The sequence below is a fragment of the Pseudomonas sp. NFACC39-1 genome, from assembly GCF_900110355.1.
GTDB classification, from domain to species: domain Bacteria; phylum Pseudomonadota; class Gammaproteobacteria; order Pseudomonadales; family Pseudomonadaceae; genus Aquipseudomonas; species Aquipseudomonas tehranensis.
The window spans coordinates 39,741-64,727 of record NZ_FODL01000002.1 but is presented as its reverse complement, the minus strand read 5'-3'; the positions used below and the strand labels follow the sequence as shown (position 1 = coordinate 64,727).

Below are 24,987 nucleotides of genomic sequence, written 5' to 3'. Positions count from 1 at the left end.
CGGCCTTGGGAAAAGCCCCCCGGCGCCGGACGGGAACCCCGTTGCATAGGCAAGCTGCCGGGTGGCCGGTATACTCCGGCGCAATTAACGCATTTTCAAGGATTTCGCCATGAAGCGCCTGATCTCTTCCCTTGCTGCGCTCGTCGCGGTTGCTTGCCTTGTGACAGCCTGTGGTCAAAAAGGTCCGCTGTACCTGCCCGACGACAGCAAATCCCCTGAAGAACAGGCCAAATCGTCGCAATCCAAGTCCCACGCGCACGATACCCACACCACTTATTAAGGGAACGCCATGGACGCTTTTAACTACCGTGGCGGGGAGCTGTTCGCGGAAGGAGTTGCCTTGTCCGCGCTCGCGGAACGTTTCGGCACGCCAACCTACGTTTATTCCCGTGCACACATCGAAGCCCAGTATCTGGCCTTCGCCGATGCTCTGGCCGGCATGCCGCACCTGGTGTGTTTCGCCGTAAAAGCCAACTCCAACCTCGGTGTGCTCAACGTCCTGGCACGCCTGGGCGCCGGCTTTGACATCGTTTCCGGTGGTGAGCTCGAACGCGTGCTGGCCGCCGGCGGCAGCGCCGACAAGATCGTTTTTTCCGGCGTCGGCAAGACCCGTGAAGACATGCGCCGCGCCCTGGAAGTGGGGGTGCACTGCTTCAACGTCGAATCGACCGATGAGCTGGAGCGCCTGCAACTGGTCGCCGCCGAAATGGGTGTCCGCGCGCCGATCTCTTTGCGCGTGAACCCGGACGTTGACGCCGGCACGCACCCGTACATTTCCACCGGTCTCAAAGAAAACAAGTTCGGCATCGCCATTGCCGACGCCGAGGATGTGTACGTACGCGCGGCCCAACTGCCGAACCTGGAAGTGCTGGGTGTGGATTGCCACATCGGCTCGCAACTGACCACCCTAGAACCTTTCATCGATGCCCTTGACCGCCTGCTGGCGCTGGTTGACCGCCTCGGCGACTGCGGCATCTACCTGCGCCACATCGACCTGGGCGGCGGCGTCGGCGTGCGCTACCGCGACGAAGAGCCGCCACTGGTGGCCGACTACATCAAGGCTGTGCGTGAACGCCTCGACGGTCGCGACCTGGCCCTGATGTTCGAGCCGGGCCGCTACATCGTTGCCAATGCCGGTGTGCTGTTGACCCGGGTCGAATACCTCAAGCACACCGAGCACAAGGATTTCGCCATCGTCGATGCGGCGATGAACGACCTGATCCGCCCGGCGCTGTACCAGGCCTGGATGGACGTCACTGCGGTGCGTCCTCGTGATACCGCCGCCCGCAGCTACGATATTGTCGGCCCTATCTGCGAAACCGGCGACTTCCTGGCCAAGGGCCGGGAGCTGGCGCTGGAAGAAGGCGATCTGCTGGCTGTGCATTCGGCCGGGGCCTACGGGTTTGTCATGAGTTCCAACTACAACACTCGCGGCCGCTGCGCCGAGGTGTTGGTGGACGGTGATCAGGCGTTTGAAGTGCGTCGCCGCGAGACGGTAGCCGAGTTGTTTGCCGGCGAAAGCCTGCTGCCGGAGTAAAACCATGCTGCTGCGTTTTACCAAGATGCACGGCCTGGGCAACGACTTCATGGTCCTCGACCTGGTCAGCCAGCACGCGCACATCCTGCCCAAGCATGCCAAACAATGGGGCGACCGGCACACCGGTATCGGTTTCGATCAGTTGCTGATCGTCGAGGCGCCCAACAACCCGGACGTGGACTTCCGCTACAGGATTTTCAACGCCGATGGTTCGGAAGTCGAGCAGTGCGGCAACGGCGCCCGCTGCTTCGCCCGCTTCGTGCTGGACAAGCGCCTGACCGCCAAACGGCAGATTCGCGTCGAGACTAAAAGCGGCATCATCGAACTGGATGTGCGCAACGACGGCCAGATCGGCGTCAACATGGGCGCCCCGCGCCTGGCACCGAAGGACATCCCGTTCCAAGCGCCGGCCCAGGCCTTGAGCTATCAGTTGGAGGTCGACGGCACCACGGTGGAACTGGCGGCAGTATCCATGGGCAACCCCCATGCCGTCTTGCGAGTCAGCGATATCAACAGCGCGCCAGTGCATGAGCTGGGGCCGAAGATCGAAAATCATCCGCGCTTTCCCGCGCGGGTGAATGTCGGTTTCCTGCAGGTCATCGATCGCCACCGTGCGCAATTGCGCGTCTGGGAACGCGGTGCCGGGGAAACCCAGGCTTGCGGCACCGGCGCCTGCGCAGCGGCCGTCGCCGCGATCAGTCAGGGATGGATGGATTCACCTTTGCTGATCGACCTGCCCGGCGGACGCTTGTCCATCGAATGGGCAGGCCCCGGCCAACCGGTGCTGATGACCGGCCCGGCAGTACGCGTATACGAAGGACAAGTTCGTCTTTGAGTGAGTCAAACCCATGACCGACAAGCCACAGGTTCCAGCCCCGCAGCCCGACGAATCCCCCAGTCATCCGGACGCCGCAGCCGTGGCTGCGTACCTGGAGGCTCACCCGGACTTCTTCGTCGAGCATGAAGAACTGCTGGCGACAATGCGCATCCCCCACCGCCGCGGCGATACCGTGTCGCTGGTCGAGCATCAGATGAAGATTCTGCGCGAGCGCAACATCGACATGCGTCATCGCCTTTCGCACCTGATGGACGTAGCCCGGGATAACGATCGGCTCTTCGACAAGACCCGTCGCTTGATCCTGGCGCTAATGGATGCCAACACCCTTGAAGACCTGGTGATGAGTGTCGAAGACAGTCTGCGTCAGGATTTCCAGGTGCCTTTTGTCAGCCTGATCCTGTTTGGCGATAACGCCATGCCAGTGGGGCGCTGGGTCACCCACGCCGACGCACAGACAGCCATCGGCGGCTTGCTCACGGAAAACAAGAGCGTCAGCGGCAGCCTGCGCGAACATGAGCTGGACTTCCTCTTCGGCGAAGAACAGCGCAAGCAGATCGGCTCCACTGCTGTCGTCGCCATCGCCCACCAGGGCGTACATGGCGTGCTGGCCATTGCCAGTCGCGATCCGCAACACTACAAGAGCTCGGTGGGCACGTTGTTTTTAAGCTACATCGCCGAAGTCACCGGCCGGGTCCTGCCGCGCATGACTGGTTCGCTGCGCTCGGTACGCTGATGATGGAACGGCAACTGGACGCCTACTGCGAACACCTGCGCAGTGAGCGCCAGGTGTCGCCCCACACGCTGTCGGCCTATCGCCGCGACCTGGAAAAAGTGTTGGCCTGGTGCCAGAAGCAAAACATCGGCAGTTGGGCAGCCTTGGACATCCAGCGCCTGCGCAGCCTGGTCGCCCGCCTTCATCAACAAGGGCAATCTTCCCGCAGCCTGGCGCGACTGTTGTCAGCCGTGCGAGGCCTGTACCACTACCTCAACCGCGAAGGGCTGTGCGATCACGACCCGGCCACCGGCCTGGCACCGCCCAAGGGCGAACGCCGGCTGCCCAAGACCCTGGACACCGATCGGGCCCTGCAATTGCTGGAAGGCGCTGTCGAGGATGACTTCCTGGCACGAAGGGACCAGGCGATTCTCGAATTGTTCTATTCCTCCGGCCTGCGGCTTTCCGAACTGACGGGGCTTAACCTGGATCAACTGGACCTGGCCGATGGCATGGTCCAGGTGCTGGGCAAGGGCAGCAAGACACGTTTGCTGCCCGTTGGCCGCAAAGCCCGTGAGGCCCTGGAGCTATGGCTGCCGTTGCGGGCGCTGACCAACCCGGCCGACGACGCGGTATTTGTCAGCCAGCAAGGCCGGCGCCTCGGCCCGCGGGCGATCCAGGTGCGGGTCAAGGCCGCCGGAGAACGCGAGCTGGGACAGAACCTGCATCCCCACATGCTCAGGCATTCCTTCGCCAGCCATCTGCTGGAGTCTTCCCAGGACCTGCGCGCTGTCCAGGAACTGCTCGGCCACTCGGACATCAAGACCACACAGATCTATACCCACCTGGACTTCCAGCACCTGGCGACGGTCTATGACAGTGCCCACCCCAGGGCCAAACGAATCAAGGGCGACGAATCATGACCATCGAGCTCATCACTTTCGACCTCGACGACACCCTATGGGACACCGCCCCGGTGATCGCCAGTGCCGAAGCCATATTACGCCAGTGGCTGACCGACAACGCCCCGAACCTGGGCAGCGTGCCGGTGGAGCATCTTTTTACCATTCGCGAGCAAGTGTTGCGCGAGGAGCCCGGCCTGAAGCACCGCATCAGCGCACTGCGCCGACGAGTGCTGTTCCGTGCCTTGCAGGACGCCGGTTATGACCAGTGGCAAGCCTCGGAGCTGGCGGACGAAGCGTTCGAAACATTCCTGCACGCCCGTCACCAATTGGAAATCTTTCCCGAGGTGCAGCCTACCCTGGAAATTCTGGCCAACCATTTCGCCCTCGGCGTGGTCACCAATGGCAACGCCGATGTACGCCGCCTGGGACTGGCGGATTATTTCAAGTTCGCCCTGTGCGCCGAGGACATCGGCATCGCCAAGCCTGACGCCAGGCTGTTCCACGAAGCCTTGCAACGCGGCGGCGCCACGGCGCAAACCGCCGTGCACATTGGCGATCATCCAGGTGACGACATCGCCGGCGCCCAACAGGCCGGCTTGCGGGCCATCTGGTTCAACCCGGCGGGTAAAGCCTGGGATGCCGAGCATGCACCGGATGCAGAGATTCGCAGCCTGACCGAGCTGCCAGGGTTGCTGGCGGGCTGGCATAGCCAATCCTGAACCGCCTGTTTTGTGGCCACCAAAACTCAAATTGTGGGAGCGAGCCTGCTCGCGATAGCAATGGCACATCCAGCATCAATGTGACAGATGGATCGCTATCGCGAGCAGGCTCGCTCCCACAAGAACCGTGTCTGGCTTGGAAATAGAATCACGCCCATGAAAAAGCCCGCAGCGACGGCGGGCTTTTTCAGCAAGCAAGAAGCAGATGCTCAGATCGGGCGGCTGCCGTACTTGTTGTCCGGTTTCTTGGGCGGATCCGCAACAACGTTGGCCTCCACTTCCTGCACTTTACCGCCTCTGGCCAGGAACTCCTCCATGGCCTTGGCGAGCGCATCACGCTCCTTGTTCTTGGCCTCTACGCTCGGCAACTCGTCGACCGACACCGCCGCTTTGGCCTTGCCTTTGGCGGTTGGCGCCGGTACATCGGCCCCATCATCGTCGGCGACGTCTTCAGCCGCCGCTTCCAGGCCTTCTTCGGCCTCGTCTTCGTCACCTACTTCGAGGTCGTCGTTTTCCAGATCATCGTCGCTCATGTTCTACCTCATGACTTGCGAAAAGCAGATTAGTTATAGCCCAGCTTCGCCGTCTGTCGAAGGCTGCCAGAAAAAATTCAACATCCGCCGGCAATCAGCGGTTACGCCCCATCACCGTACAAAGTGGCGAGGACCTTACGAGCACCGCCATGATCACGGTGCTCGCCCAGATAAACACCTTGCCAGGTACCCAATGCCAACCGTCCCGCCGTGACCGGCAGACTAAGCTGACACCCCAGCACGCTGGCCTTGAAGTGCGCCGGGAGGTCGTCCAGGCCTTCGTCGTTGTGCTCATAATCGGCGGTTCCTTGTGGGATCAGCCGATTGAAAAATCGTTCGAAGTCTCGACGTACCGCCGGATCGGCGTTCTCGTTGATGGTCAACGAGGCCGAGGTATGCTGCAGCCACAGATGCAACAGACCGACACGACATGCCCGGAGTTCAGGCAGGCCGGCGAGCAACTCGTCCGTTACCAGATGAAAGCCCCGAGGCCTTGCCCGCAGGGTTATCAGCGTCTGTTGCCACATACAGATCTCCGCACGTTCGGCGCGCATTCTAGCGCGCTCTGGGAAAAAACAAAGGGCCTAATACGCCTGCTTTGGTGTAAGCCTATGGCCGTAGAAAAACCCATGTCGCGTCCATAACAAAAGACGTCGGAAAAACCGACCCATCCTGTGAGCAATGACAAATTCCAGACAAAAAAATGCCCGGCGAACCGGGCATTTTTTATTGCGTGTGCTTACAGATTGTAGCCACGTTCGTTGTGCTGGGCCAGATCCAGGCCGACCGCCTCTTCTTCCTCGGAGACACGCAGGCCCATGACAGCGTCCAGGACCTTGAGGATGATGAAGGTGACGATCGCGGTGTAGATCACCGTGAAGCCTACACCCTTGAGCTGAATCCACACTTGCGCGCCGATATCAGTCACGGTGCCGAAGCCACCCAGGGCCGGCGCTGCGAACACACCGGTCAGGATCGCGCCCAGGATACCGCCGATGCCGTGCACGCCGAAGGCGTCCAGGGAGTCGTCATAGCCCATTTTGCGCTTGAGGGTAGTGGCGCAGAAGAAGCACACCACGCCCGCCGCCAAGCCGATGACCAGGGCGCCCATCGGGCCCACGGTGCCGGCAGCCGGCGTAATCGCAACCAGACCCGCCACCACACCCGAGGCAATGCCCAGTGCGCTTGGCTTACCGTGGGTGATCCACTCGGCGAACATCCAGCCCAACGCCGCCGCAGCGGTTGCAATCTGGGTCACCAGCATTGCCATACCGGCGGTGCCGTTGGCCGCGATGGCAGAACCGGCGTTGAAGCCGAACCAGCCAACCCACAGCATGGCCGCGCCCATCAGGGTGTAACCCAGGTTATGCGGCGCCATCGGCGTAGTTGGGAAGCCTTTGCGCTTGCCCAGTACCAGGCACGCCACCAGACCAGCAATACCGGCGTTGATGTGCACCACCGTGCCGCCAGCGAAGTCCAGCACACCCCAGTCCCACATCAGGCCGCCGTTGCCGGACCAGACCATGTGTGCAATCGGTGCATAAACCAGGGTGAACCACACGCCCATGAAGATCAGCATCGCGGAAAACTTCATCCGCTCGGCGAACGCACCGACGATCAGCGCCGGGGTGATGATGGCGAACGTCATCTGGAAGGTGATGAACACCGCTTCAGGGAACAGGCCCGTCAGGCTATCGGGGGTGAGACCCGCCAGGAATGCCTTGTTCAGACCGCCGACGAACGAATTGAAGTTGACGACGCCCTGCTCCATCCCCGTGGTGTCGAACGCAATGCTGTAGCCATAAATGACCCACAGGATGCTGATCAGGCCGGTAATGGCAAAGCATTGCATCATCACCGACAGAATGTTTTTCGACCGAACCATACCGCCGTAGAACAGCGCCAGGCCGGGAATGGTCATGAACAGTACAAGAATTGTGGCAGTGAGCATCCAGGCTGTGTCGCCGGAGTTCAGGACTGGGGCTGCCGCTTCTTCTGCCATGGCCAGGCCAGGCGTTACGAAGGACAACAGGGCTCCTAGCCCTGCGAATTTACGCAGAGTCATATTGTTTTCTCCTGGGGCGTTGGGTTTGGCGGCTTAGATTGCGTCGGTATCGGTTTCGCCGGTACGGATGCGAATAGCCTGTTCCAGATTGACCACAAAGATCTTGCCGTCACCGATCTTGCCGGTATTGGCGGCCTTGGTGATCGCCTCGATAACCCGGTCCAGATCCTTGTCGTCAATGGCGACATCGATCTTCACCTTAGGCAGGAAATCAACCACGTATTCCGCGCCGCGATACAGCTCGGTGTGACCTTTCTGCCGACCGAAGCCTTTGACCTCAGTAACGGTAATGCCCTGCACGCCGATTTCGGACAGCGACTCGCGCACGTCGTCCAACTTGAACGGCTTGATGATGGCAGTGACTAGCTTCATGAAACTTTCTCCCGAATTGGTGGACTTGCCCCAGGAAAACAAACCCGACTCAAGTCTAAGCGCAGTGCCTGGCTTTGTAACGCATCGTCGGCCCAAGTTGCCCGACCGGTGCCAGCTAACCACTCTGACGAAGCTCCCCGCCTCGTCGGCTGCACTGCATTCGTCACAGCGACTGCATCAGTGCATGGGTCATCAGCCACTAAGCAGAAACCTTGCCATCTGTGCCCAAACCTTCTGATTTCAGTCTCTTACCCACTGTGCCGGCTTATGCCGCACCCCGAACCGGAACAATACGCACAACAACAGTGCGGCGATGCCCGGTCCCGTGCGCGAAAAGCGTGCACTCCTTGCTCGCCAATTGAATATAGACGCTGCGTGATACACTGCCCTCCATCGTTTTCAGGACACCTGCCATGCTTGCGCCCAAAGACCTCCTCGACGCCCTGAGCGGCCATGCTTCCCGCCTCTTGAGCGGCGACACACCCTTGCCCAAAAGCGAAATCGAAAGCCAGTTCAAGGCCCTGCTACAAAGCGGCTTCAGCAAGCTGGATCTGGTCAGCCGGGAAGAATTCGACAGCCAGATGGTCGTACTGGCCCGAACCCGGGCGCGGTTGGAGAGCCTGGAGGCGAAGGTGGCGGAGTTGGAGGCGAAGGTAAATCCACCTACCGAATAACGCTCCCTACAACGCTTTTGTGCCGAGACCGCAAACTGGCAGCTCAGCCACTCGCGGCTCGCGGAGATTGACCGTGGGCCAGCGCAAGCGGCAACTCCAGGGTAAACAGCGCGCCCTTACCCGGGCCCGCGCTCTGCACCGTCAGCTCGCCACCCATCTCATGCGCAGCCAGAATGCAACTGTGCAGGCCAAAGCCGTGACCGTCGGCGCGCGTAGTGAAACCATGCTCGAACACCCGGGTGAGATTGTCCCTGGAAATACCCTCGCCGTTGTCCTCGACCTCGATCCGCACACGCTTGTCGTCAGTGGCCTTCAGACGCAGGGTAATGCACGACGGTCGATCCGCCACCGAATCAAGCGCCTGCTTGGCGTTGTTGATTAGATTGATCAGTATTTGCAGCACCTTGTGCTTGTCCAGCGACATCATCGGAATATCGGCGAGCTCCTTGGTCAGCGTCACACGATGGCGAGCCAGGGACACATCGCAGATGCGTACCACATCCTCGATCAGCTCTCGCAGCGAACCCGGCTCCAGCACGCTGGAGTTACCGGCATAGGACTGCTGGGTGGCGACGATCTCCTTGATATGGTCGATGCTCTTGGTCAGCTGCACCAACTCATCGATCATGCTCCGCTGCTCGGCGGCCAGGGCTTCGGCCAACTTGCCAAGATAGCCGGGTAGCGCGCGACCTTTCGGATCGCTGCTGATAAAGGCGCCGAGATCATCGGAATGCTCCCTCATCAATTCAGCGACCCTGATTACCCCCTGCCCTTTGGATGCGTGCACTTTCTCGTACAAGAGTCGGGCTGACACATTGACGCTATTGAGTACATTGCCCACGTTGTGCAGCACATTGGTGGCGATTTCCGCCATACCGGCCCGGCGCGCGGTAGTGACCAGTTCGGCCTGCGCTTCACGCAACTCGTCATTGACCCGGGCCAGTTGCTGCGGGCTGGGGATCTTAAGGGCCGCAGGCACCAGCCGGACCAGCAGGATGGCAGTAATCACCGAGGCGATAGCGGTGATGACCTTTACCAGCGCCGACAGCCAATAGTAGGGCTGCCAGATAGTCAGGATTTCCATCACATGGCTGGTCCCGCACGCCAGGATGAACACCCCAAAAGCCGTCAGCATCCAGTCAAAAGGCACGTCTTTGCGCTTGTGGATAAAGTACAGAAGGGTGAAAGGGATGGAGATGTAGGACAGGGTGATCAAGCCATCGGCAATGACATTGGTCCACAGCAAATCCGGCCGCCACATATAGCAATGCCCATGGGGCATGAAGCGCTTGTCGGTTAACAAAGCCAGCAGATCGTTCATGGGCCACTCACTCCCTGTGCCGTAGATGCCGATTGGACAAATCGGAGTCTAGCAGGGCCTGGGACGGCCATTTCGAAGGCTCTGCGAAACGGCCGCAGAGCCATGCTGAACAAACGCGCGCCCTATCGCGATCGTGGTCGCGCGGGTGATCGGCCATTCACAACCGCAACATCCTGGCAAAATTTTCGCCTTCAATTGCCCCACCGAAAGCCTATCCCACGACTAACCTTCAAGAGCCGCAGGACGCGGCCCCTTATTCACTCAAGGAACGATTGCATGTCGCTCGCCATTGTCCATAGCCGCGCCCAGGTGGGGGTGGAGGCTCCTGCCGTTACCGTTGAAGTCCATCTGGCCAATGGCTTGCCATCGCTGACGATGGTCGGTTTGCCTGAAGCGGCGGTGAAGGAAAGCAAGGACAGAGTGCGCAGCGCGATCATCAATTCGGGCCTGAATTTCCCGGCTCGGCGCATCACCCTGAACCTGGCGCCGGCGGACCTGCCGAAGGACGGCGGGCGATTCGACCTGGCAATTGCCCTGGGGATCCTGGCGGCCAGCGTACAAGTGCCGACCTTGATGCTGGACGATGTGGAATGCCTCGGCGAGCTGGCGTTGTCCGGCGCGGTGCGCCCAGTGCGCGGTGTGTTGCCCGCCGCGCTGGCGGCGCGCAAGGCCGGGCGTACGCTGCTGGTACCGCGAGCGAATGCCGAGGAAGCCTGCCTGGCGTCGGGGCTGAAGGTGATCGCCGTGGATCATTTGCTCGAAGCGGTGGCGCACTTCAACGGCCACACCCCTGTGCAGCCCTATGCTTCCAATGGATTGCTCTCGGCGAGCAAGCCTTATCCCGACCTGAATGAAGTACAAGGCCAGGTCGGGGCCAAGCGCGCATTGCTGATTGCCGCTGCGGGCGCGCATAACCTGTTATTCAGCGGACCACCCGGTACCGGCAAGACACTGCTGGCGAGCCGTTTACCGGGATTGTTGCCGCCACTGGCTGAATGTGAGGCCCTGGAGGTCGCCGCGATCCAGTCGGTGGCCAGTTGCGTGCCGTTGAGCCATTGGCCGCAGCGCCCGTTTCGCCAGCCACATCACTCGGCGTCCGGCCCGGCGCTGGTGGGTGGCGGATCAAAGCCGCAACCGGGGGAAATCACCCTCGCCCACCATGGCGTGCTGTTTCTCGATGAACTGCCGGAGTTCGACCGCAAGGTCCTGGAGGTCTTGAGGGAGCCACTGGAATCGGGTCACATTGTGGTTTCTCGCGCCCGTGACCGGGTGCGCTTTCCGGCGCGCTTCCAACTGGTGGCGGCGATGAATCCCTGCCCCTGTGGGTACCTTGGCGAGGCCAGCGGCCGATGCTCGTGTACGCCGGACATGGTGCAGCGCTACCGCAATAAACTCTCCGGCCCGTTACTGGACCGCATCGACCTGCACCTGACCGTCGCCCGGGAAGCCACGGCGCTGAGCCCAAAAAGCGAATCCGGTGACGATACGGCTACCGTAGCCGTGCAAGTGGCCGAGGCCCGCGAACGCCAGCAAAAGCGCCAGGGATGCGCCAACGCGTTCTTAGATCTGCCGGGTTTGCGTCGGCATTGCAAGTTATCCACAACCGATGAAACCTGGCTGGAAACCGCCTGCGAACGACTGACCCTGTCGCTGCGAGCCGCCCACCGCCTGCTCAAGGTCGCCCGTACGCTGGCGGACCTTGAGCAAGCGGATCGAATCAGCCGGGAGCACTTGGCCGAAGCATTGCAATACCGGCCCGCCACGCCCTGATGGGCATCATGGTTTGCTCAGGTCCACCAGCGGCGTATTTCGTACTTCGGTTTGCTGAGAGCCCTGGATTTCATCGATACGTTTGAGGGCTTTATCCACAGCACCTTTATCCGCCAACAGGCTGTAGTGGATCTGGAACTGCTTCTGCTCTTTTGGCGAGAGGGTGGGCACCAGGCCCAGTGGCCGTTGATACCGGCGGTTATAGGAGAAACTGGTGCCCGGCTCCAGCCCGGTCACGTAACCCTGACCTTGGGTGTCAGTGTTTTTCCACAGGGAGAACACGGGGAGCGTGCCGGTGTTGAAGCCCACCGATACACCGAGGCTACCGGCCTTGTTGTGCAACACGGTGAGCGTGTCGCCCTTGGCATCGGCATAAGGCACGACGTTGTAGACGGTTTCGTCGTAGTCCTTGGTTGGCCCTCGGTAGGTTTGCCAATCCGCCAGATCGCCCTTGGCCTTGTCGTTGAACGGCGAGACCTGCTTGACCGGTGCCGCGAAGCGAGCCCCCTGCTCCAGGAACGGTGTGCTGAAATTGCTGTGGTAAAGCGCTTGGTATTCCTTCGGATAGTCGCCGTTGTTGGTCAGCGTATCCTTGAGTGCGAAGCTCACGCTGCCGGGCTCGGTCAGCAGTTCGGTTTGTACCGAGAAATCGACCTTTTTGAAGGCTTGCTCCTTCAGCTCGCCCCGCAGAGTAATGGCATAAGGCGGTTTTTCATCGATGTGTAGCGTCACTTTGTTGGCCGGGATGTTGGCGGCTCGGCCATGCAGAGTCAGCAGCTCGCCGTTGTCCATGCCGGGATGACCGACCCATTCGTAGCCACAGCGCGTCACCAGCTCGTTGAAGCCTTCGAGCCAGCCCAGTCCACCGCGACCATTGAGCTCGATGAACGACGGATTGACCACTTCCTTGACTGGCGAATCCCAGCCCATACGCACTTCGCCGACCGAGGCCTGCAGTACGTTCATGCCCCGCGTTGGAACGACCGAGAGCTTCATCGCGCCGTTGTCGATATCGACAATGCTGACGCCTTCCTGCCGACCGCCATGCAGGGTGCGCATTGTCACGGAAAAGGGCTTGTCGGTTTTCACGCCGAGCTGCTGGCTGGTGATTTTCCAGGGCTGAGCGGCTTTATCGGTGTCGAGCAGGACGTAATCCCAGGCCATGGCGTGGGACGTAGCGCCCAGGGCGCTGAGGGCAATGACAAGTTTGAGCGAAGTCATAAGGGCAGCCTTTTCTTGGAGTTGTGCGGTTTTTATAGACTTGAAGAAACGTTTCAGCAAGCTTAAAAACAGCGAATACCTCGAAAAGACGCAGTGCTGCAGCAACCGGCCTTCGCACAAACAGGTTCGCTTTTAGATATCGGAGGGTCAGTTGCAGGGATGCTGGCCCCAAGGCCCTATTCGCGAGCAAGCCCGCTCCCACATCGATTGGGGATGGCCGCAAAATGCCCGTTCGCCGCCAAGCCCCTGTGGGAGCGAGCTTGCTCGCGGTAGCGGTGAGTCAGTTGCGGTGATGTTGGCTAGGCCGCCTCTTCGCAAGCAAACTCGCTCCCAGAGAATTCTGGGGTGAGTTTGCTCGCGACGGGAGCGGCGGAAGGAGTATCAGCGGAACCGGTCAACCTCTTTGCGCAGGTCCTGCGCCAGTTTTTCCAGTTCCTTGGCGGTGATCGCCAGGTTCGAGACCACTTCGCGCTGTTCGCTGTTGGCCATAGCGATGCTTTGCAGGTTGCTGCTGAGCAGGGTCGCGGTGCTGCTTTGCTCCTGAGTGGCGGTGGTGATCGCCGCGAATTGCTGGCCGGCCGAACGGCTTTGCTCGTCGATGCGCGCCAGGGCCGAGGCCACATTGGCATTGCGCGACAAGCCTTCTTGCATCAGCAAGTTGCCTTTTTCCATGGTACTGATGGCGTTACCGGTTTCCTGCTGGATGCTATTGATCATGCCGGAAATTTCGTCAGTGGCCTGACGGGTACGGGACGCCAGGCTACGGACTTCGTCAGCCACCACGGCAAAGCCCCGACCCTGCTCGCCCGCACGGGCGGCTTCGATGGCCGCGTTGAGCGCCAGCAGGTTGGTCTGCTCGGCGATCGAGGTGATCACCCCGACGATGCCGCCGATTTCCTGAGAGCGCTGGCCCAAGGTGTTGATGACCGTGGCAGTGCTGTTCAGCGCGCCAGCAATTTGCTCCAGCGACGAGGACGCTTCATCCATCGACGTACGACCGATGCGGGTTTGCTGGGCGTTATCTTGGGCCAGGCGTTCGGTATTGCCCATGTTATCGGCGATGTTCAACGAGGTAGCGCTGAATTCTTCCACTGCGCCGGCCATGCTGGTGATTTCGCCGGACTGCTGCTCCATGCCCTCATAGGCCCCGCTGGACAACCCGGACAGGGCCTGGGCTCGGCTATTGACCTCTTGAGAGGCCTTGCGGATATGCTCGACCATGGTCGACAGGGCCTGGCTCATCTGGTTGAAGGCACGGGCCAACTGACCGATTTCGTCGTGGCTCGACACGTTCAGACGTACGCTCAGGTCGCCGGCGCCCAGCGCCTCGGCCTGACGCACCAGATCGCCCAGTGGGGCCAGTTTGCTGCGCAACAGCCACACCGCCGAGCCCACGGCCAGCAACATGGCCAGCAGACTGCCGATAGCCAGTTGCGTGCCGACACTCCAGGTCACGGCGCGAATCTCGGCTTTCGGCATGCTCGCCACCACCGCCCACGGGCCGTCCTCGAACGGCACGGCAACGCTGTAGAAATCTTCAGCGGTATCGCTCCAGAACACACCTTTGCCCGGCTTCTTGACCAACTCCTTGATGGTCACGGTCGCCTGCTCCAGCGCCTGCACACCCGCTGGTGGAACCAGCCATTTGTTTTGCTCATCCAGCACCGCCAGCGAACCGGTCTGGCCGATACGGAAGCGCTTGAGATTCTCGAACTGGGCGTTCTGCGCGTCGGTGTAATCGAATCCTACATACAACACGGCAATGATCTTGCCGCTGCTGTCGCGTACGGGGGTGTATTGCGACATGTAGAAGCGCCCGAAGAGCAGGGCACGACCAATGTAGCTCTGCCCACTCATTACTGGGGCATAAGCCGGGCCGGCACGGTCGAGCATGGTGCCGATCGCCCGCGTCCCGTCCTGCTTGGTCAACGAAGTGCTCACGCGGATGAAATCATCGCCACTGCGTACAAACACCGTCGCCACCCCGGCGGTCGTGTCCTTGAACTCGTCGACTTCCTTGAAGTTGTTGTTCAGCACTTCGCTGCCCAGGCTCAGGACTGGAGTCTGCACGCCTGCCACCGCGACCGGCTGGTCCGGGTGCACGCTCAGGCCCGCGCTAAAACGCTTCTCGAACAGTCCGCTCAATCGCTGCGTGCTTTCACGCAGGGTGCCATGGAAGGTATTGAGCTGGTCGGCCATGAGGCGCGCTTCGCTGGCCAGGTGTTCTTCACGAGTCGCGAGGTTGGCGGAGTCCAGCGAGCGCAAGGCAAAGATGGTACTGCCGGAGATCACGATCGCCAGTATCACGGCGAGGGCGAGGCCCAGCTGTGAGGCGATTCGGGCACGAGGTTGAGACATGACGGCTCCTGGCCAAGTGACCGGATCATCCTGATCACGTCGCACACTCGGCAATTTTATTCGGGTGATGTGTAGGCAGTCCCTTTCTAATACGAAAGTACTACTTCCACACATTCGGCGGCGAAACCGAATACTTGAGCGGTTTGGAAGGAATAATGCCAAGTGGCTATCACGGGAGCTTCAACGATTCAGCCAAGACGCTTCACGTCGGGTAATTGCATGGCGTTCACTTCGCTCTGGAGAAAATCGCTCAGACGGCGCAAACGTTCACCTCCTGGCCGGGTTTTCGGCCAGACGAGGTAATAGTGCTCGCCACTGGCGACAGCGGTAGGCCATGGCAGGCTCAAGCGCCCTTGGGCCACGTCCTCGGCCACCATCAACAGATCCCCCATGGACACGCCGTAACCACGCGCTGCCGCGATCATGCCCAGTTCCAGTGTATCGAACACCTGCCCGCCCTTGAGCGAGACCTGATCGGACAGGCCCATGCGCGAAAGCCAGTTGCGCCAATCACGACGGTCCGGAGTGGGATGCAGCAATTCTGCGCTGGCCAACCGCGCCACATCCCAGGGCTGGTCGTTCAACAGGTTCGGTGCGCCTACCGGAATCAGCTCCTCGGGAAACAGCAAGCTTGCCTCCCAGTCGGTAGGAAAATGCCCGTTGCCCAGTAATACCGCGCAATCGAAAGGCTCGGTGTTGAAGTCCACTGAGTCGACGTCCATCCAGGCGCTGGTCAGTTGCACTTCATTGCCGGGCTGAAGATGCCGGAAACGGCTCAGGCGCGCCAACAGCCAACGCATGGTCAGCGTGGACGGCGCCTTCATGCGGAGGATGCCATCTTCACCGTGCAAGGTATGACAGGCCCGCTCCAGCGCCATGAAACCCTCACGCACGCCCGGTAGCAGCAACCGCGCCGCTTCGGTCAACTGCAGGTTGCGGCCACTGCGCTGGAACAGCCGACAGGCAAAGTGCTCTTCGAGTGTACGAATATGCCGGCTGACGGCACTTTGAGTAATCGACAGTTCTTCGGCCGCCCGGGTGAACGAGCTGTATCGCGCCGCCGCTTCGAATGCCCGCAACGCATAAAGAGGAGGGAGACGACGAGACATCGGGAAAGCTCCTATGGCGATAGTTACGCACCCTATCAGAAAGCTCTCAGCATGAGTTTTAATCATGCCACTGATCGCTTTTATCCTTTTGTGCAAACCGCTGAGAGCGCCGAAAATCACCGTTTTACAGCCTTGTTTGAACATGGAGTGTGATGATCATGCGGCATCCGGTGCGAATCGAACTCTGGGCTATCCTGCGGCTGGCAGGGCCGTTGATTGCCTCGCAGTTGGCGCACATGCTGATGGTCCTGACCGACACCCTGATGATGGCGCGCCTGAGCCCCGAAGCCCTGGCCGGCGGTGGACTCGGCGCGGCGAGTTATTCATTCGTCTCGATTTTCTGCATCGGTGTGATCGCCGCAGTGGGCACGTTGGTGGCTATTCGGCAGGGCGCCGGTGATGTCGAAGGCGCCACCCGACTGACTCAGGCCGGGTTGTGGCTGGCCTGGTTGATGGCGTTGGTGGCCGGGCTCCTGCTGTGGAACCTCAAACCGGTACTGTTGCTGTTCGGCCAGACTGAAACCAACGTCCTGGCCGCCGGCCAGTTCCTGCTGGTGCTGCCATTCGCCCTGCCCGGCTATCTGAGCTTCATGGCCCTGCGCGGCTTTACCAGCGCCATTGGCCGGGCGACCCCAGTGATGGTGATCAGTCTTGGCGGCACGGTGGCCAACTTCCTGCTCAATTACGCACTGATCACCGGCATGTTCGGCCTGCCAAAACTGGGGCTGATGGGCATCGGTCTGGTCACGGCCATCGTTGCCAACTGCATGGCCCTGGCGCTGGCCTGGCATATTCACCGGCATCAAGCCTACCGCGCTTATCCGTTACTCAAAGGTCTGTCGCGCCCCAATCGCCAGTACCTCAAGGAACTGTGGCGCCTGGGTCTGCCCATTGGCGGCACTTACGCAGTGGAAGTCGGGCTGTTCGCGTTCGCTGCGCTGTGCATCGGCACCATGGGCAGCACGCCCTTGGCAGCGCACCAGATCGCCCTGCAGATCGTCTCGGTGGCATTCATGGTCCCGGCGGGAATGTCGTATGCGATCACCATGCGCATCGGCCAGCACTATGGCGCCGGGCAACTGCTGATGGCACGGCTGGCCGGTCGGGTCGGAATTGGCTTCGGCGCAGCGGTCATGCTGGCGTTCGCCATGGTGTTCTGGCTGCTGCCAAACCCATTGGTCGGCTTGTTCCTGGACCACGACGATCCGGCGTTTCGTGGGGTGATCGAGCTCGCAGTGAGCCTGTTGGCGGTAGCGGCGTGGTTCGAGCTGTTCGACGGCGCGCAAACCATTGCCATGGGCTGTATCCGTGGGCTCAAGGACGCCAAGACCACCTTCCTGGTGGGCCTGGGTTGTTATTGGCTGATTGGCGCACCGGCGGCCTGGTGGATGGCCTTCCACCTGAACTGGGGCCCGACCGGCGTCTGGTGGGGCCTGGCCCTGGGCCTGGCCTGCGCGGCGGTGAGCCTGACGGCGGCGTTTGAGTGGAAGATGAAGCGGATGATCCGCAGTGAGCCTGGGCTGAGGCGCTTCGAAAGCATCCAAGCCGACTGAGGTTCCCTATGTGGGAGCGGGCTTGCTCGCGAAGACGGTGTATCAGCCAGAAATATATCGACTGATCCACCGTCTTCGCGAGCAAGCCCGCTCCCACATGGTTTTGTGTCAGCTGATTTCCAGCATCGACTGCTGATCACCCTCGAACGTCAAGTACTCAACCAACTCCGGAAACGGCAACGGCTTGCTGATCAGGAAACCCTGCACCTGGTCGCAACCAAAGCCGCGTAGCAAATCCAGTTGCTCCCGGGTTTCCACACCCTCGGCCACTACTTCCAGGTTGAGGTTGTGGGCCAGGTTGATCATCGCATGGACCAATTTGCGATTTTCCTCGCGCTGCTCCATGCCACCCACGAAGCTCTTGTCGATCTTGAGCAAGGCGATGGGCAGGCTGTTGAGGTGCACGAACGAGGAGAAGCCGGTGCCGAAGTCGTCCAGGGAAAAGCGCACCCCCAGGCGACCCAGGGCGTCCATGGTCTGCTTGACCAGTTCGCTGCGGCGCATGACGGCGGTTTCGGTGAGTTCGAATTCCAACCATTGCGCCTCGACACCCCGCTCGGCGATCAGGCGGCTCAGCGTCGGCAGCAACTGGCTGTCCTGGAACTGCCGGAATGACAGGTTGACCGCCATGTGCAGGGGCGCCAATCCCCTTTCACGCAGCGCTTGCATGTCCCGCAATGCCCGGGAAATCACCCAGTAGCCCAGCGGTACGATCAGCCCGCTCTGTTCGGCCAATGGCACGAACTCACTGGGCGGCAACAGCCCGCGTTCGTTATGACGCCAGCGCACCAGGGCTTCGAGGCCGACGATGGTGCCGTCATCAAGGCTCAGCCGGGGTTGGTAATGCAACTCCAGCTCGTCGCGCCGCAGCGCCCGACGCAACTCGCTCTCCAGATCGGCGAGGCTGCGGGCGTTACGATTGATGCGTTCGTTGAAGATATGAAAGGTGCAGCCCTGTGTGCTCTTGGCCTGCTGCATGGCGATATGAGCGTGCCACATCAACGGGTCCGCGCCGGCCTGGGCGCGAGCGTGGGCGATCCCCAGGCTGCAACCGATCAGCAGGCTTTCGCCATCGACCCAATAGGGTTCGGCCATGGCTTCGGTGATGCGCTCGGCCATCCATTCAGCCCGCTGAGGCGCCCGGCGGGTGTCGATCAGGAGTGCAAATTCGTCGCTGCCCAAGCGCGCCAGTTGATCGCCGGCTTCAAGCGAACCTTTGAGCCTCGACACGACTTGCAGGATCAAGCGGTCACCGGCCTGGTGGCCGAGGGCATCGTTGGCGTGACGGAAGTTATCCAGATCCAGATGCCCGAGCGCCAGGCCACGGCCTTCGTTTTCAGCCAGGCGCGCCGCCAGCAGGGTTTGGAAGCCCTGGCGATTGGCGATGCCGGTCAGCGGATCCTGTTCGGCAAGGCGCTGCAGCGTGTTTTCCAGCACTCCGCGCTCGCGCACATGGCGCAGGCAACGGCGCAGAGTGGCGCCATCGAGCACATCACGTACCAGCCAATCGCTGACACCATCAGGTGCAGTGGTGGGCTCGTGCTCGAGCAACAGGACCGTCGGCAAACGGCAACGACCGGGTGCCGGCTGCAGCGCCGCGACAGTCAGCAGCACCGCGTTGTGGTTGTCCTCGAACAGGCTGCTGACCGACTCCCAGCTCGGGGCACTGATCAACACAACCGACGGCCCCATGGGGGCCAGGCACTCGCGCAAAATCGCCGACCATACCGGCTCTTCGGCCAATAGCAGCAAACGCAAGGGTTCGACAGACGTTGACAAGCTGACTCCCTAGACTCTGCAAGGTAATAGGCGCAGGGCATTATGACCTGCTGACCGCTAATGACCAATGCCAATGGTTCTCAAACACTTGCTTCAGACGGCTTTTTTACCCTCGAAGCCGAACGTTGGACGCCATTCGCCCCACATCCTGCGTGAAAGTAACCAAAGCGGCAAATGACAATGCTGTGTAGCGTCACAAGTCGGACAGAGCAGCACAATTCTGTGAGCCTGTTAAAATGCCGGCCCATTTCGCAAACGACTCCCTGACCCTGTCATGTCCCGACTCAATCCCCGGCAGCAAGAAGCCGTGAACTATGTCGGCGGCCCTCTTTTGGTGCTCGCCGGTGCAGGCTCCGGCAAGACCAGTGTGATCACCCGCAAGATCGCGCACCTGATCCAGAACTGCGGTATCCGCGCCCAGTACATCGTCGCCATGACCTTCACCAACAAAGCCGCCCGGGAAATGAAAGAGCGGGTCGGCGGCCTGCTGCGCGCTGGTGAAGGCCGTGGCCTGACGGTCTGCACTTTCCACAACCTGGGCCTGAACATCATCCGCAAGGAACATGCACGACTGGGCTACAAGCCAGGTTTCTCGATTTTCGACGAGACCGATGTCAAGGCGCTGATGACCGACATCATGCAAAAGGAATATTCGGGCGACGACGGCGTGGACGAGATCAAGAACATGATCGGCGCCTGGAAAAACGACCTGATCCTGCCGCCCCAAGCCTTGGAAAACGCCCGCAATCCCAAGGAACAGACCGCCGCCATCGTGTACGCCCATTATCAGCGCACGCTCAAGGCGTTCAACGCGGTGGACTTCGACGACCTGATCCTGCTGCCGGTCAAGCTGTTCCAGGACCACGCCGACATCCTCGAAAAATGGCAGAACAAGGTCCGCTACCTGCTGGTGGATGAATACCAGGACACCAACGCCAGCCAGTATTTGCTGGTGAAGCTGCTGATCGGCATCCGCAACCAGTTCACCGTGGTGGGCGACGACGACCAGTCGATTTACGCCTGGCGCGGTGCGCGGCCGGAAAACCTGATGTTGCTCAAGGAAGACTACCCGTCGCTCAAAGTGGTGATGCTGGAGCAGAACTACCGCTCCACCAGCCGCATCCTGCGCTGCGCCAACGTGCTGATTTCCAACAACCCCCACGAGTTCGAAAAGCAACTGTGGAGCGAGATGGGCCACGGCGACGAGATCCGCGTGATCCGTTGCCGCAACGAAGACGCCGAAGCCGAGCGCGTGGCCATGGAAATCCTCAGCCTGCACCTGCGCACCGACCGGCCGTACAGCGACTTCGCGATCCTGTATCGCGGCAACTACCAGGCCAAGCTGATCGAGCTGAAATTGCAGCATCACCAGATCCCCTATCGCCTGTCGGGGGGCAACAGCTTTTTCGGCCGTCAGGAAGTGAAGGACCTGATGGCCTATTTCCGCCTGATCGTGAACCCGGACGACGACAACGCCTTCCTGCGGGTGATCAACGTCCCGCGCCGGGAAATCGGTTCGACCACCCTGGAAAAACTCGGCAACTACGCCACCGAGCGCAAAATCTCGATGTACGCCGCCACCGACGAAATCGGCCTGGGCGAACATCTGGACAGCCGTTTCACCGACCGTCTGGCGCGCTTCAAACGCTTCATGGACAAGGTGCGCGAACAGTGCGCTGGCGAAGACCCGATCTCGGCGCTGCGCAGCATGGTCATGGACATCGACTACGAGAACTGGCTGCGCACCAACAGCTCCAGTGACAAGGCCGCAGACTACCGCATGGGCAACGTCTGGTTCTTGATCGAGGCGTTGAAAAACACCCTGGAAAAGGACGAAGACGGCGACATGACTGTCGAGGACGCCATCGGCAAACTCGTGCTGCGGGACATGCTTGAACGCCAGCAGGAAGAAGAGGACGGCGCCGAAGGCGTGCAGATGATGACCCTTCACGCCTCCAAGGGCCTGGAGTTCCCCTACGTGTTCATCATGGGCATGGAAGAAGAAATCCTGCCCCACCGCTCCAGCATCGAAGCCGACACCATCGAAGAAGAACGACGCCTGGCCTACGTCGGTATTACCCGCGCACGTCAGACGCTGGCCTTTACCTTCGCCGCCAAACGCAAGCAATACGGCGAGGTGATCGACTGCGCCCCGAGTCGCTTCCTCGATGAGCTGCCGCCAGACGACTTGGCCTGGGAAGGCAATGACGACACACCGACCGAGGTCAAGGCCGTTCGCGGCAATAGCGCCCTGGCCGATATACGAGCGATGCTCAAGCGCTAGAATCGACTACTTTTCAGCGAACTTTTACCCATTTCCAGGGGCGCCGAAGGCGTCATTAAAGGAGGCTTGATGGAAGCCCTGCAGCAGAAAATTCGTGAACACGGCATCGTACTTTCCGATCAGGTTCTGAAAGTCGATGCTTTCCTGAACCACCAGATCGACCCGCAATTGATGAAGCTGATCGGCGACGAATTTGCCGCGCTGTTCAAGGACTCGGGTATCACCAAGATCGTCACCATCGAAGCCTCGGGCATTGCCCCGGCGATCATGACCGGTCTGAACCTGGGTGTGCCGGTGATTTTCGCCCGCAAACAACACTCCCTGACCCTGACGGAGAACCTGTTGTCCGCGACCGTGTATTCGTTCACCAAACAGACCGAAAGCACCGTGGCCATCAGCCCGCGCCACCTGACCAGCAGCGACCGGGTACTGATCATTGATGACTTCCTGGCCAACGGCAAAGCCTCCCAGGCGCTGATCTCCATCATCAAGCAGGCCGGCGCCACCGTGGCAGGCCTGGGGATCGTGATCGAGAAATCGTTCCAGGGTGGACGCGCGGAGCTGGATGCCCAGGGGTATCGGGTTGAATCCCTGGCCCGGGTGCAATCGCTGGCCGGTGGGGTCGTGACCTTTATCGAATAATCGCCCTGCATCCCTGTGGGAGCGAGCCTGCTCGCGATGAGGCCGGCACATCCAACATCAACGTTGACTGACAGCCCGCTATCGCGAGCAGGCTCGCTCCCACAAGGGCGTTGATGTGGCCGTTAAGGCGCGGTGATCTTGAGACCAGCGAGCAACAAACGCTGGCCCAGCTCTTCTTTCAGCCCTTCGGGGCTCGCCAACTGCATCCGCTCCAAATGCTCGGGAAACTCCGACGGCGGCGGCGCGTCCAGCGCGGCCTTGCCCAACTCCAGCATCTCGGTGAGTTTGAACTTGCTCTTGAGCCAGTTCAGCGCACGCAGCAGGTCGCGTTCCACCCCGTCAAAATCGCAACCTAACGGATACTCCGGAAACAAATTCGGATGCCGCGCCTGGATGGCCTGCAAGCGTTCCGAGGTGTTGTCGGTGAACCGCGGATCAAGGCGGAAATCCTTCGGCAACTTACCGGCATTTTGCGCCTGCTCGATCAGCTCCGACTGGAAACGTGAGTCGCTGATGTTCAGCAGCGCCTCGATCACCGCAGCATCAGTCTTGCCCCGCAGGTCAGCGATACCGTATTCAGTCACCACGATGTCTCGCAGGTGCCGGGGAATGGTGCAATGGCCGTATTCCCAGACGATGTTCGAACTGATCTCGCCCCCCGCCTCGCGCCAACTGCGCAGAAGCAGAATGGAACGCCCGCCCTCCAGCGCATGGCCCTGGGCAACGAAGTTGTACTGCCCGCCCACGCCGCTGAGTACCCGACCGTCTTCCAGTTGGTCCGCCACCCCGGCGCCCAGCAAGGTCATGGTGAAAACCGTGTTGATGAAGCGTGCGTCGAGTCGCTGCAGGCGCTTGAGTCGTTCCTGGCCAAACAGCTCGTTGATGTAACTGATGCGGGTCATGTTGAATTCGAGGCGCCGACTCTGGGGCAACTCGCGCAAGCGTTCGTAAAAACTGCGAGGACCGAGGAAGAATCCGCCATGGATGCAAACGCCGTCGGGTTGCGCCGCCTCGTCGAGGGTGCCGGCGTTGGCCCGTTCCTGGGTCGGCTCGTCGGGATAGACCCTGCGCCGGATAATTCCGGCCTCCGCCAGCACCAGCAAGCCGTTGACGAACATTTCGCTGCAACCGTACAACCCTGTGGCAAAGGGTTCGACCCCGCCCTCACGCTCGATCAACTGCGCCCACTGGCTGAGATTCAGTTCCGCCAGCAACGCCTGGTAAGCGGCATTGTCGGCTTGACGCGCCAGCAGCGCCGCCGTCAACGCATCGCCCATGGAGCCGATGCCGATCTGCAACGTACCGCCGTCACGCACCAGGGCACTGGCGTGCAAGCCGATCATATGGTCCTGAAAGCCCACCGGCATGTTCGGCGTGGAAAACAGCGTGTGGCTGTCCTTTTCATCGATCAACAGGTCGAACGCGTCGATGCCGACTTCCGCATCACCGGGCATGTAGGGCAGATCGCTGTGGACCTGGCCCACCATGAGGATGGTCTCCCCCGCCGCACGCCGCTTGGCGATCATCGGCAACAGGTCGAGGGTAATGTCCGGGTTGCAACTCAGGCTCAGGCGGTCAGGATGCTGCGGATCACTGGCCACCAATTGCGCAATCAGGTTCAAGCCGGCGGCATTGATGTCCCGCGCGGCGTGGCTGTAGTTGCTGCTGACGTAATCCTGCTGGGCCGACGTACTATGCAGCAGGCTGCCCGGTTGCAGGAAGAATTGCTGGACATGGATGTTGGCCGGCAGGCTGTCGCGGTGCAGATCGGCCAGGTAATCCAGTTCCGGATAATCACCAAAAACGCGCTCGATGAAAGGTTCGAGAAAGCGCTTCTGCAACCCATCGCCCAGATTGGGTCGGCCCAGGCTCAGGGCCGTGTAGATGGTCAGTTGGCGCTCTGGCAGTTGCGCGATACGCCGGTACAGCGCATTGGCGAACAGATTGGGTTTGCCCAACCCCAGGGGCATCCCCAGATGAATGTGCGCTGGTAGGCGCGCGAGTACGTCATCCACCGCCTGTTCGATTGAACACAACTGCACCATCCGACCCTCCGGGACATTCCATGAATGTGGGTTGGACCGAGCTTGCCGGGTCTTGGTTGCGATGAACAGCTTTGTAAAACCACCGGGCACAAAAAAACCGCTCGCAAGCGGCTTTTTTGTTGAAGATGCTGGTGTTTACAGACCCGACATCTCTTTGATGGCACCTTTGAGCTCATCATCCGAACAATCGGCGCAAGTGCCCTTAGGGGGCATGGCATTGATACCGGAGATCGCTTTGGCGAGCAGCCCATCAAGGCCACCTTCTTTCTTGGCTCGTTCACCCCAGGCTGCCGCATCGCCGATCTTCGGAGCATTCAGCAGGCCGGTACCGTGGCAAGCATTGCAGTGTTTTGCAATAACATCCGTCGGCGTCTTGGCACCACCGCCGCCAGCCGAAGCCACGACTTCCATGCCTTTGCATTCCTGCCCCTGAACGCAGACCTGGCCAACCGGCTTCAGGCGCTCGGCGATTTCGTCGTTGGTCGCCGCTTGGGCGCTGACCGCCCATAGGGCCAATACGGTTGCTGGTGCAGCCAGCATTTTCATAATT

Annotated in this window: 22 protein-coding genes and 1 pseudogene; 11 read left to right on the top strand and 12 right to left on the bottom strand. The window is 60.7% G+C overall.

The window, feature by feature from the left end:
* Nucleotides 1-109 precede the first annotated feature (109 nt).
* The 6 genes from BMY45_RS04535 to BMY45_RS04510 are packed head-to-tail and all read left to right on the top strand — an operon-like array spanning nt 110 to nt 4,711.
* The gene (locus BMY45_RS04535; protein WP_047226132.1) at nt 110-280 is read left to right on the top strand and encodes an LPS translocon maturation chaperone LptM; all 171 of its coding nucleotides are present in this window, start codon (nt 110-112) and stop codon (nt 278-280) included.
* Nucleotides 281-289: 9 nt separating this feature from the next.
* Nucleotides 290-1,537, top strand: a complete 1,248-nt coding sequence (gene lysA / locus BMY45_RS04530) for a diaminopimelate decarboxylase (RefSeq protein WP_092395078.1) — start codon at nt 290-292, stop codon at nt 1,535-1,537.
* Nucleotides 1,538-1,541: 4 nt separating this feature from the next.
* Complete coding sequence (dapF, locus tag BMY45_RS04525; protein WP_092395075.1) at nt 1,542-2,372, top strand: diaminopimelate epimerase; 831 nt, start codon at nt 1,542-1,544, stop codon at nt 2,370-2,372.
* A 13-nt stretch (nt 2,373-2,385) separates the two neighbouring features.
* Nucleotides 2,386-3,108, top strand: coding sequence for a DUF484 family protein (locus BMY45_RS04520; RefSeq protein WP_092395072.1), 723 nt, complete (start codon nt 2,386-2,388; stop codon nt 3,106-3,108).
* 2 nt (nt 3,109-3,110) lie between these two features.
* Nucleotides 3,111-4,010 carry a tyrosine recombinase XerC gene (gene xerC / locus BMY45_RS04515; protein WP_076383081.1) on the top strand — a complete coding sequence of 300 codons (900 nt, stop codon included), beginning with the start codon at nt 3,111-3,113 and terminating at the stop codon, nt 4,008-4,010.
* On the top strand, nt 4,007-4,711 hold the full coding sequence (locus BMY45_RS04510) for an HAD family hydrolase (protein WP_092395069.1): 705 nt from the start codon (nt 4,007-4,009) through the stop codon (nt 4,709-4,711). The genes xerC and BMY45_RS04510 overlap by 4 nt, the downstream gene beginning before the upstream one ends.
* A 209-nt stretch (nt 4,712-4,920) precedes the next feature.
* On the opposite strand, the gene sutA is transcribed toward BMY45_RS04510, so the two are convergent.
* From sutA to glnK, 4 genes are all read right to left on the bottom strand, one after another.
* Nucleotides 4,921-5,244: a transcriptional regulator SutA gene (gene sutA, locus BMY45_RS04505; protein ID WP_092395066.1), complete on the bottom strand. Its 324-nt coding sequence runs from the start codon at nt 5,242-5,244 to the stop codon at nt 4,921-4,923.
* Between the two features lie 101 nt (nt 5,245-5,345).
* On the bottom strand, nt 5,346-5,771 hold the full coding sequence (locus tag BMY45_RS04500) for a secondary thiamine-phosphate synthase enzyme YjbQ (protein ID WP_092395986.1): 426 nt from the start codon (nt 5,769-5,771) through the stop codon (nt 5,346-5,348).
* 212 nt (nt 5,772-5,983) lie between these two features.
* Nucleotides 5,984-7,309 (bottom strand): ammonium transporter, encoded by a 1,326-nt coding sequence (locus tag BMY45_RS04495; RefSeq protein WP_092395063.1) that lies wholly within the window; start codon nt 7,307-7,309, stop codon nt 5,984-5,986.
* 33 nt (nt 7,310-7,342) lie between these two features.
* On the bottom strand, nt 7,343-7,681 hold the full coding sequence (glnK, locus tag BMY45_RS04490) for a P-II family nitrogen regulator (protein ID WP_002555808.1): 339 nt from the start codon (nt 7,679-7,681) through the stop codon (nt 7,343-7,345).
* Nucleotides 7,682-8,094: 413 nt separating this feature from the next.
* On the opposite strand from glnK, the gene BMY45_RS04485 reads away from it, so the two are divergent.
* The gene (locus BMY45_RS04485) at nt 8,095-8,355 is read left to right on the top strand and encodes an accessory factor UbiK family protein (protein ID WP_058543112.1); all 261 of its coding nucleotides are present in this window, start codon (nt 8,095-8,097) and stop codon (nt 8,353-8,355) included.
* Between the two features lie 43 nt (nt 8,356-8,398).
* Here BMY45_RS04485 and BMY45_RS04480 read toward each other — a convergent pair whose 3' ends face one another.
* Nucleotides 8,399-9,676, bottom strand: coding sequence for a sensor histidine kinase (locus tag BMY45_RS04480; RefSeq protein ID WP_092395060.1), 1,278 nt, complete (start codon nt 9,674-9,676; stop codon nt 8,399-8,401).
* Between the two features lie 276 nt (nt 9,677-9,952).
* Between BMY45_RS04480 and BMY45_RS04475 the strand changes: the two genes are divergently transcribed.
* Nucleotides 9,953-11,446, top strand: coding sequence for a YifB family Mg chelatase-like AAA ATPase (locus BMY45_RS04475; protein WP_092395057.1), 1,494 nt, complete (start codon nt 9,953-9,955; stop codon nt 11,444-11,446).
* Between the two features lie 6 nt (nt 11,447-11,452).
* Here BMY45_RS04475 and BMY45_RS04470 read toward each other — a convergent pair whose 3' ends face one another.
* The 4 genes and pseudogenes from BMY45_RS04470 to BMY45_RS04460 form a co-directional block, all read right to left on the bottom strand.
* Nucleotides 11,453-12,667, bottom strand: a complete 1,215-nt coding sequence (locus tag BMY45_RS04470; RefSeq protein WP_092395054.1) for an aldose 1-epimerase family protein — start codon at nt 12,665-12,667, stop codon at nt 11,453-11,455.
* A 381-nt stretch (nt 12,668-13,048) separates the two neighbouring features.
* Nucleotides 13,049-13,771 (bottom strand): methyl-accepting chemotaxis protein, encoded by a 723-nt coding sequence (locus BMY45_RS28575; protein WP_370695182.1) that lies wholly within the window; start codon nt 13,769-13,771, stop codon nt 13,049-13,051.
* A 180-nt stretch (nt 13,772-13,951) separates the two neighbouring features.
* A pseudogene (locus BMY45_RS28570) lies at nt 13,952-14,866 on the bottom strand (Cache 3/Cache 2 fusion domain-containing protein); the annotation flags it as partial.
* Nucleotides 14,867-15,213: 347 nt separating this feature from the next.
* Nucleotides 15,214-16,134, bottom strand: coding sequence for a LysR substrate-binding domain-containing protein (locus BMY45_RS04460; protein ID WP_092395048.1), 921 nt, complete (start codon nt 16,132-16,134; stop codon nt 15,214-15,216).
* Between the two features lie 158 nt (nt 16,135-16,292).
* Here BMY45_RS04460 and BMY45_RS04455 point away from each other — a divergent pair, with 158 nt between their 5' ends.
* Nucleotides 16,293-17,687, top strand: coding sequence for a NorM family multidrug efflux MATE transporter (locus tag BMY45_RS04455; protein WP_092395984.1), 1,395 nt, complete (start codon nt 16,293-16,295; stop codon nt 17,685-17,687).
* A 108-nt stretch (nt 17,688-17,795) separates the two neighbouring features.
* Here the strand turns inward: BMY45_RS04455 and BMY45_RS04450 are convergent, their stop codons facing one another.
* Nucleotides 17,796-19,466 (bottom strand): putative bifunctional diguanylate cyclase/phosphodiesterase, encoded by a 1,671-nt coding sequence (locus BMY45_RS04450; protein WP_092395045.1) that lies wholly within the window; start codon nt 19,464-19,466, stop codon nt 17,796-17,798.
* Nucleotides 19,467-19,740: 274 nt separating this feature from the next.
* Here BMY45_RS04450 and rep point away from each other — a divergent pair, with 274 nt between their 5' ends.
* Entirely contained in the window at nt 19,741-21,750 is a 2,010-nt protein-coding gene (gene rep, locus BMY45_RS04445) for a DNA helicase Rep (RefSeq protein WP_047226146.1), read from the top strand.
* A gap of 69 nt (nt 21,751-21,819) precedes the next feature.
* Nucleotides 21,820-22,392: a xanthine phosphoribosyltransferase gene (locus BMY45_RS04440; protein WP_092395042.1), complete on the top strand. Its 573-nt coding sequence runs from the start codon at nt 21,820-21,822 to the stop codon at nt 22,390-22,392.
* Nucleotides 22,393-22,514: 122 nt separating this feature from the next.
* Here BMY45_RS04440 and BMY45_RS04435 read toward each other — a convergent pair whose 3' ends face one another.
* Together BMY45_RS04435 and BMY45_RS04430 are read right to left on the bottom strand one after the other, a co-directional pair.
* Nucleotides 22,515-24,437: an acetyl-CoA hydrolase/transferase C-terminal domain-containing protein gene (locus BMY45_RS04435; protein ID WP_092395039.1), complete on the bottom strand. Its 1,923-nt coding sequence runs from the start codon at nt 24,435-24,437 to the stop codon at nt 22,515-22,517.
* Nucleotides 24,438-24,572: 135 nt separating this feature from the next.
* The gene (locus BMY45_RS04430) at nt 24,573-24,983 is read right to left on the bottom strand and encodes a c-type cytochrome (RefSeq protein WP_305728325.1); all 411 of its coding nucleotides are present in this window, start codon (nt 24,981-24,983) and stop codon (nt 24,573-24,575) included.
* Nucleotides 24,984-24,987 lie beyond the last annotated feature (4 nt).

Bases quoted from the DNA above. Each gene is read 5' to 3' on its own strand.
- BMY45_RS04510 (WP_092395069.1), top strand. From the start codon at position 4,007: ATGACCATCGAGCTCATCACTTTCGACCTCGACGACACCCTATGGGAC.
- BMY45_RS04460 (WP_092395048.1), bottom strand. From the start codon at position 16,134: ATGTCTCGTCGTCTCCCTCCTCTTTATGCGTTGCGGGCATTCGAAGCG.
- sutA (WP_092395066.1), bottom strand. From the start codon at position 5,244: ATGAGCGACGATGATCTGGAAAACGACGACCTCGAAGTAGGTGACGAA.
- BMY45_RS04435 (WP_092395039.1), bottom strand. From the start codon at position 24,437: ATGGTGCAGTTGTGTTCAATCGAACAGGCGGTGGATGACGTACTCGCG.
- glnK (WP_002555808.1), bottom strand. From the start codon at position 7,681: ATGAAGCTAGTCACTGCCATCATCAAGCCGTTCAAGTTGGACGACGTG.
- BMY45_RS04475 (WP_092395057.1), top strand. From the start codon at position 9,953: ATGTCGCTCGCCATTGTCCATAGCCGCGCCCAGGTGGGGGTGGAGGCT.
- BMY45_RS04430 (WP_305728325.1), bottom strand. From the start codon at position 24,983: ATGAAAATGCTGGCTGCACCAGCAACCGTATTGGCCCTATGGGCGGTC.
- BMY45_RS28575 (WP_370695182.1), bottom strand. From the start codon at position 13,771: ATGGCCGGCGCAGTGGAAGAATTCAGCGCTACCTCGTTGAACATCGCC.
- lysA (WP_092395078.1), top strand. From the start codon at position 290: ATGGACGCTTTTAACTACCGTGGCGGGGAGCTGTTCGCGGAAGGAGTT.
- rep (WP_047226146.1), top strand. From the start codon at position 19,741: ATGTCCCGACTCAATCCCCGGCAGCAAGAAGCCGTGAACTATGTCGGC.
- BMY45_RS04455 (WP_092395984.1), top strand. From the start codon at position 16,293: ATGCGGCATCCGGTGCGAATCGAACTCTGGGCTATCCTGCGGCTGGCA.
- BMY45_RS04520 (WP_092395072.1), top strand. From the start codon at position 2,386: ATGACCGACAAGCCACAGGTTCCAGCCCCGCAGCCCGACGAATCCCCC.
- dapF (WP_092395075.1), top strand. From the start codon at position 1,542: ATGCTGCTGCGTTTTACCAAGATGCACGGCCTGGGCAACGACTTCATG.
- BMY45_RS04495 (WP_092395063.1), bottom strand. From the start codon at position 7,309: ATGACTCTGCGTAAATTCGCAGGGCTAGGAGCCCTGTTGTCCTTCGTA.
- xerC (WP_076383081.1), top strand. From the start codon at position 3,111: ATGGAACGGCAACTGGACGCCTACTGCGAACACCTGCGCAGTGAGCGC.
- BMY45_RS04440 (WP_092395042.1), top strand. From the start codon at position 21,820: ATGGAAGCCCTGCAGCAGAAAATTCGTGAACACGGCATCGTACTTTCC.
- BMY45_RS04485 (WP_058543112.1), top strand. From the start codon at position 8,095: ATGCTTGCGCCCAAAGACCTCCTCGACGCCCTGAGCGGCCATGCTTCC.
- BMY45_RS04470 (WP_092395054.1), bottom strand. From the start codon at position 12,667: ATGACTTCGCTCAAACTTGTCATTGCCCTCAGCGCCCTGGGCGCTACG.
- BMY45_RS04500 (WP_092395986.1), bottom strand. From the start codon at position 5,771: ATGTGGCAACAGACGCTGATAACCCTGCGGGCAAGGCCTCGGGGCTTT.
- BMY45_RS04480 (WP_092395060.1), bottom strand. From the start codon at position 9,676: ATGAACGATCTGCTGGCTTTGTTAACCGACAAGCGCTTCATGCCCCAT.
- BMY45_RS04535 (WP_047226132.1), top strand. From the start codon at position 110: ATGAAGCGCCTGATCTCTTCCCTTGCTGCGCTCGTCGCGGTTGCTTGC.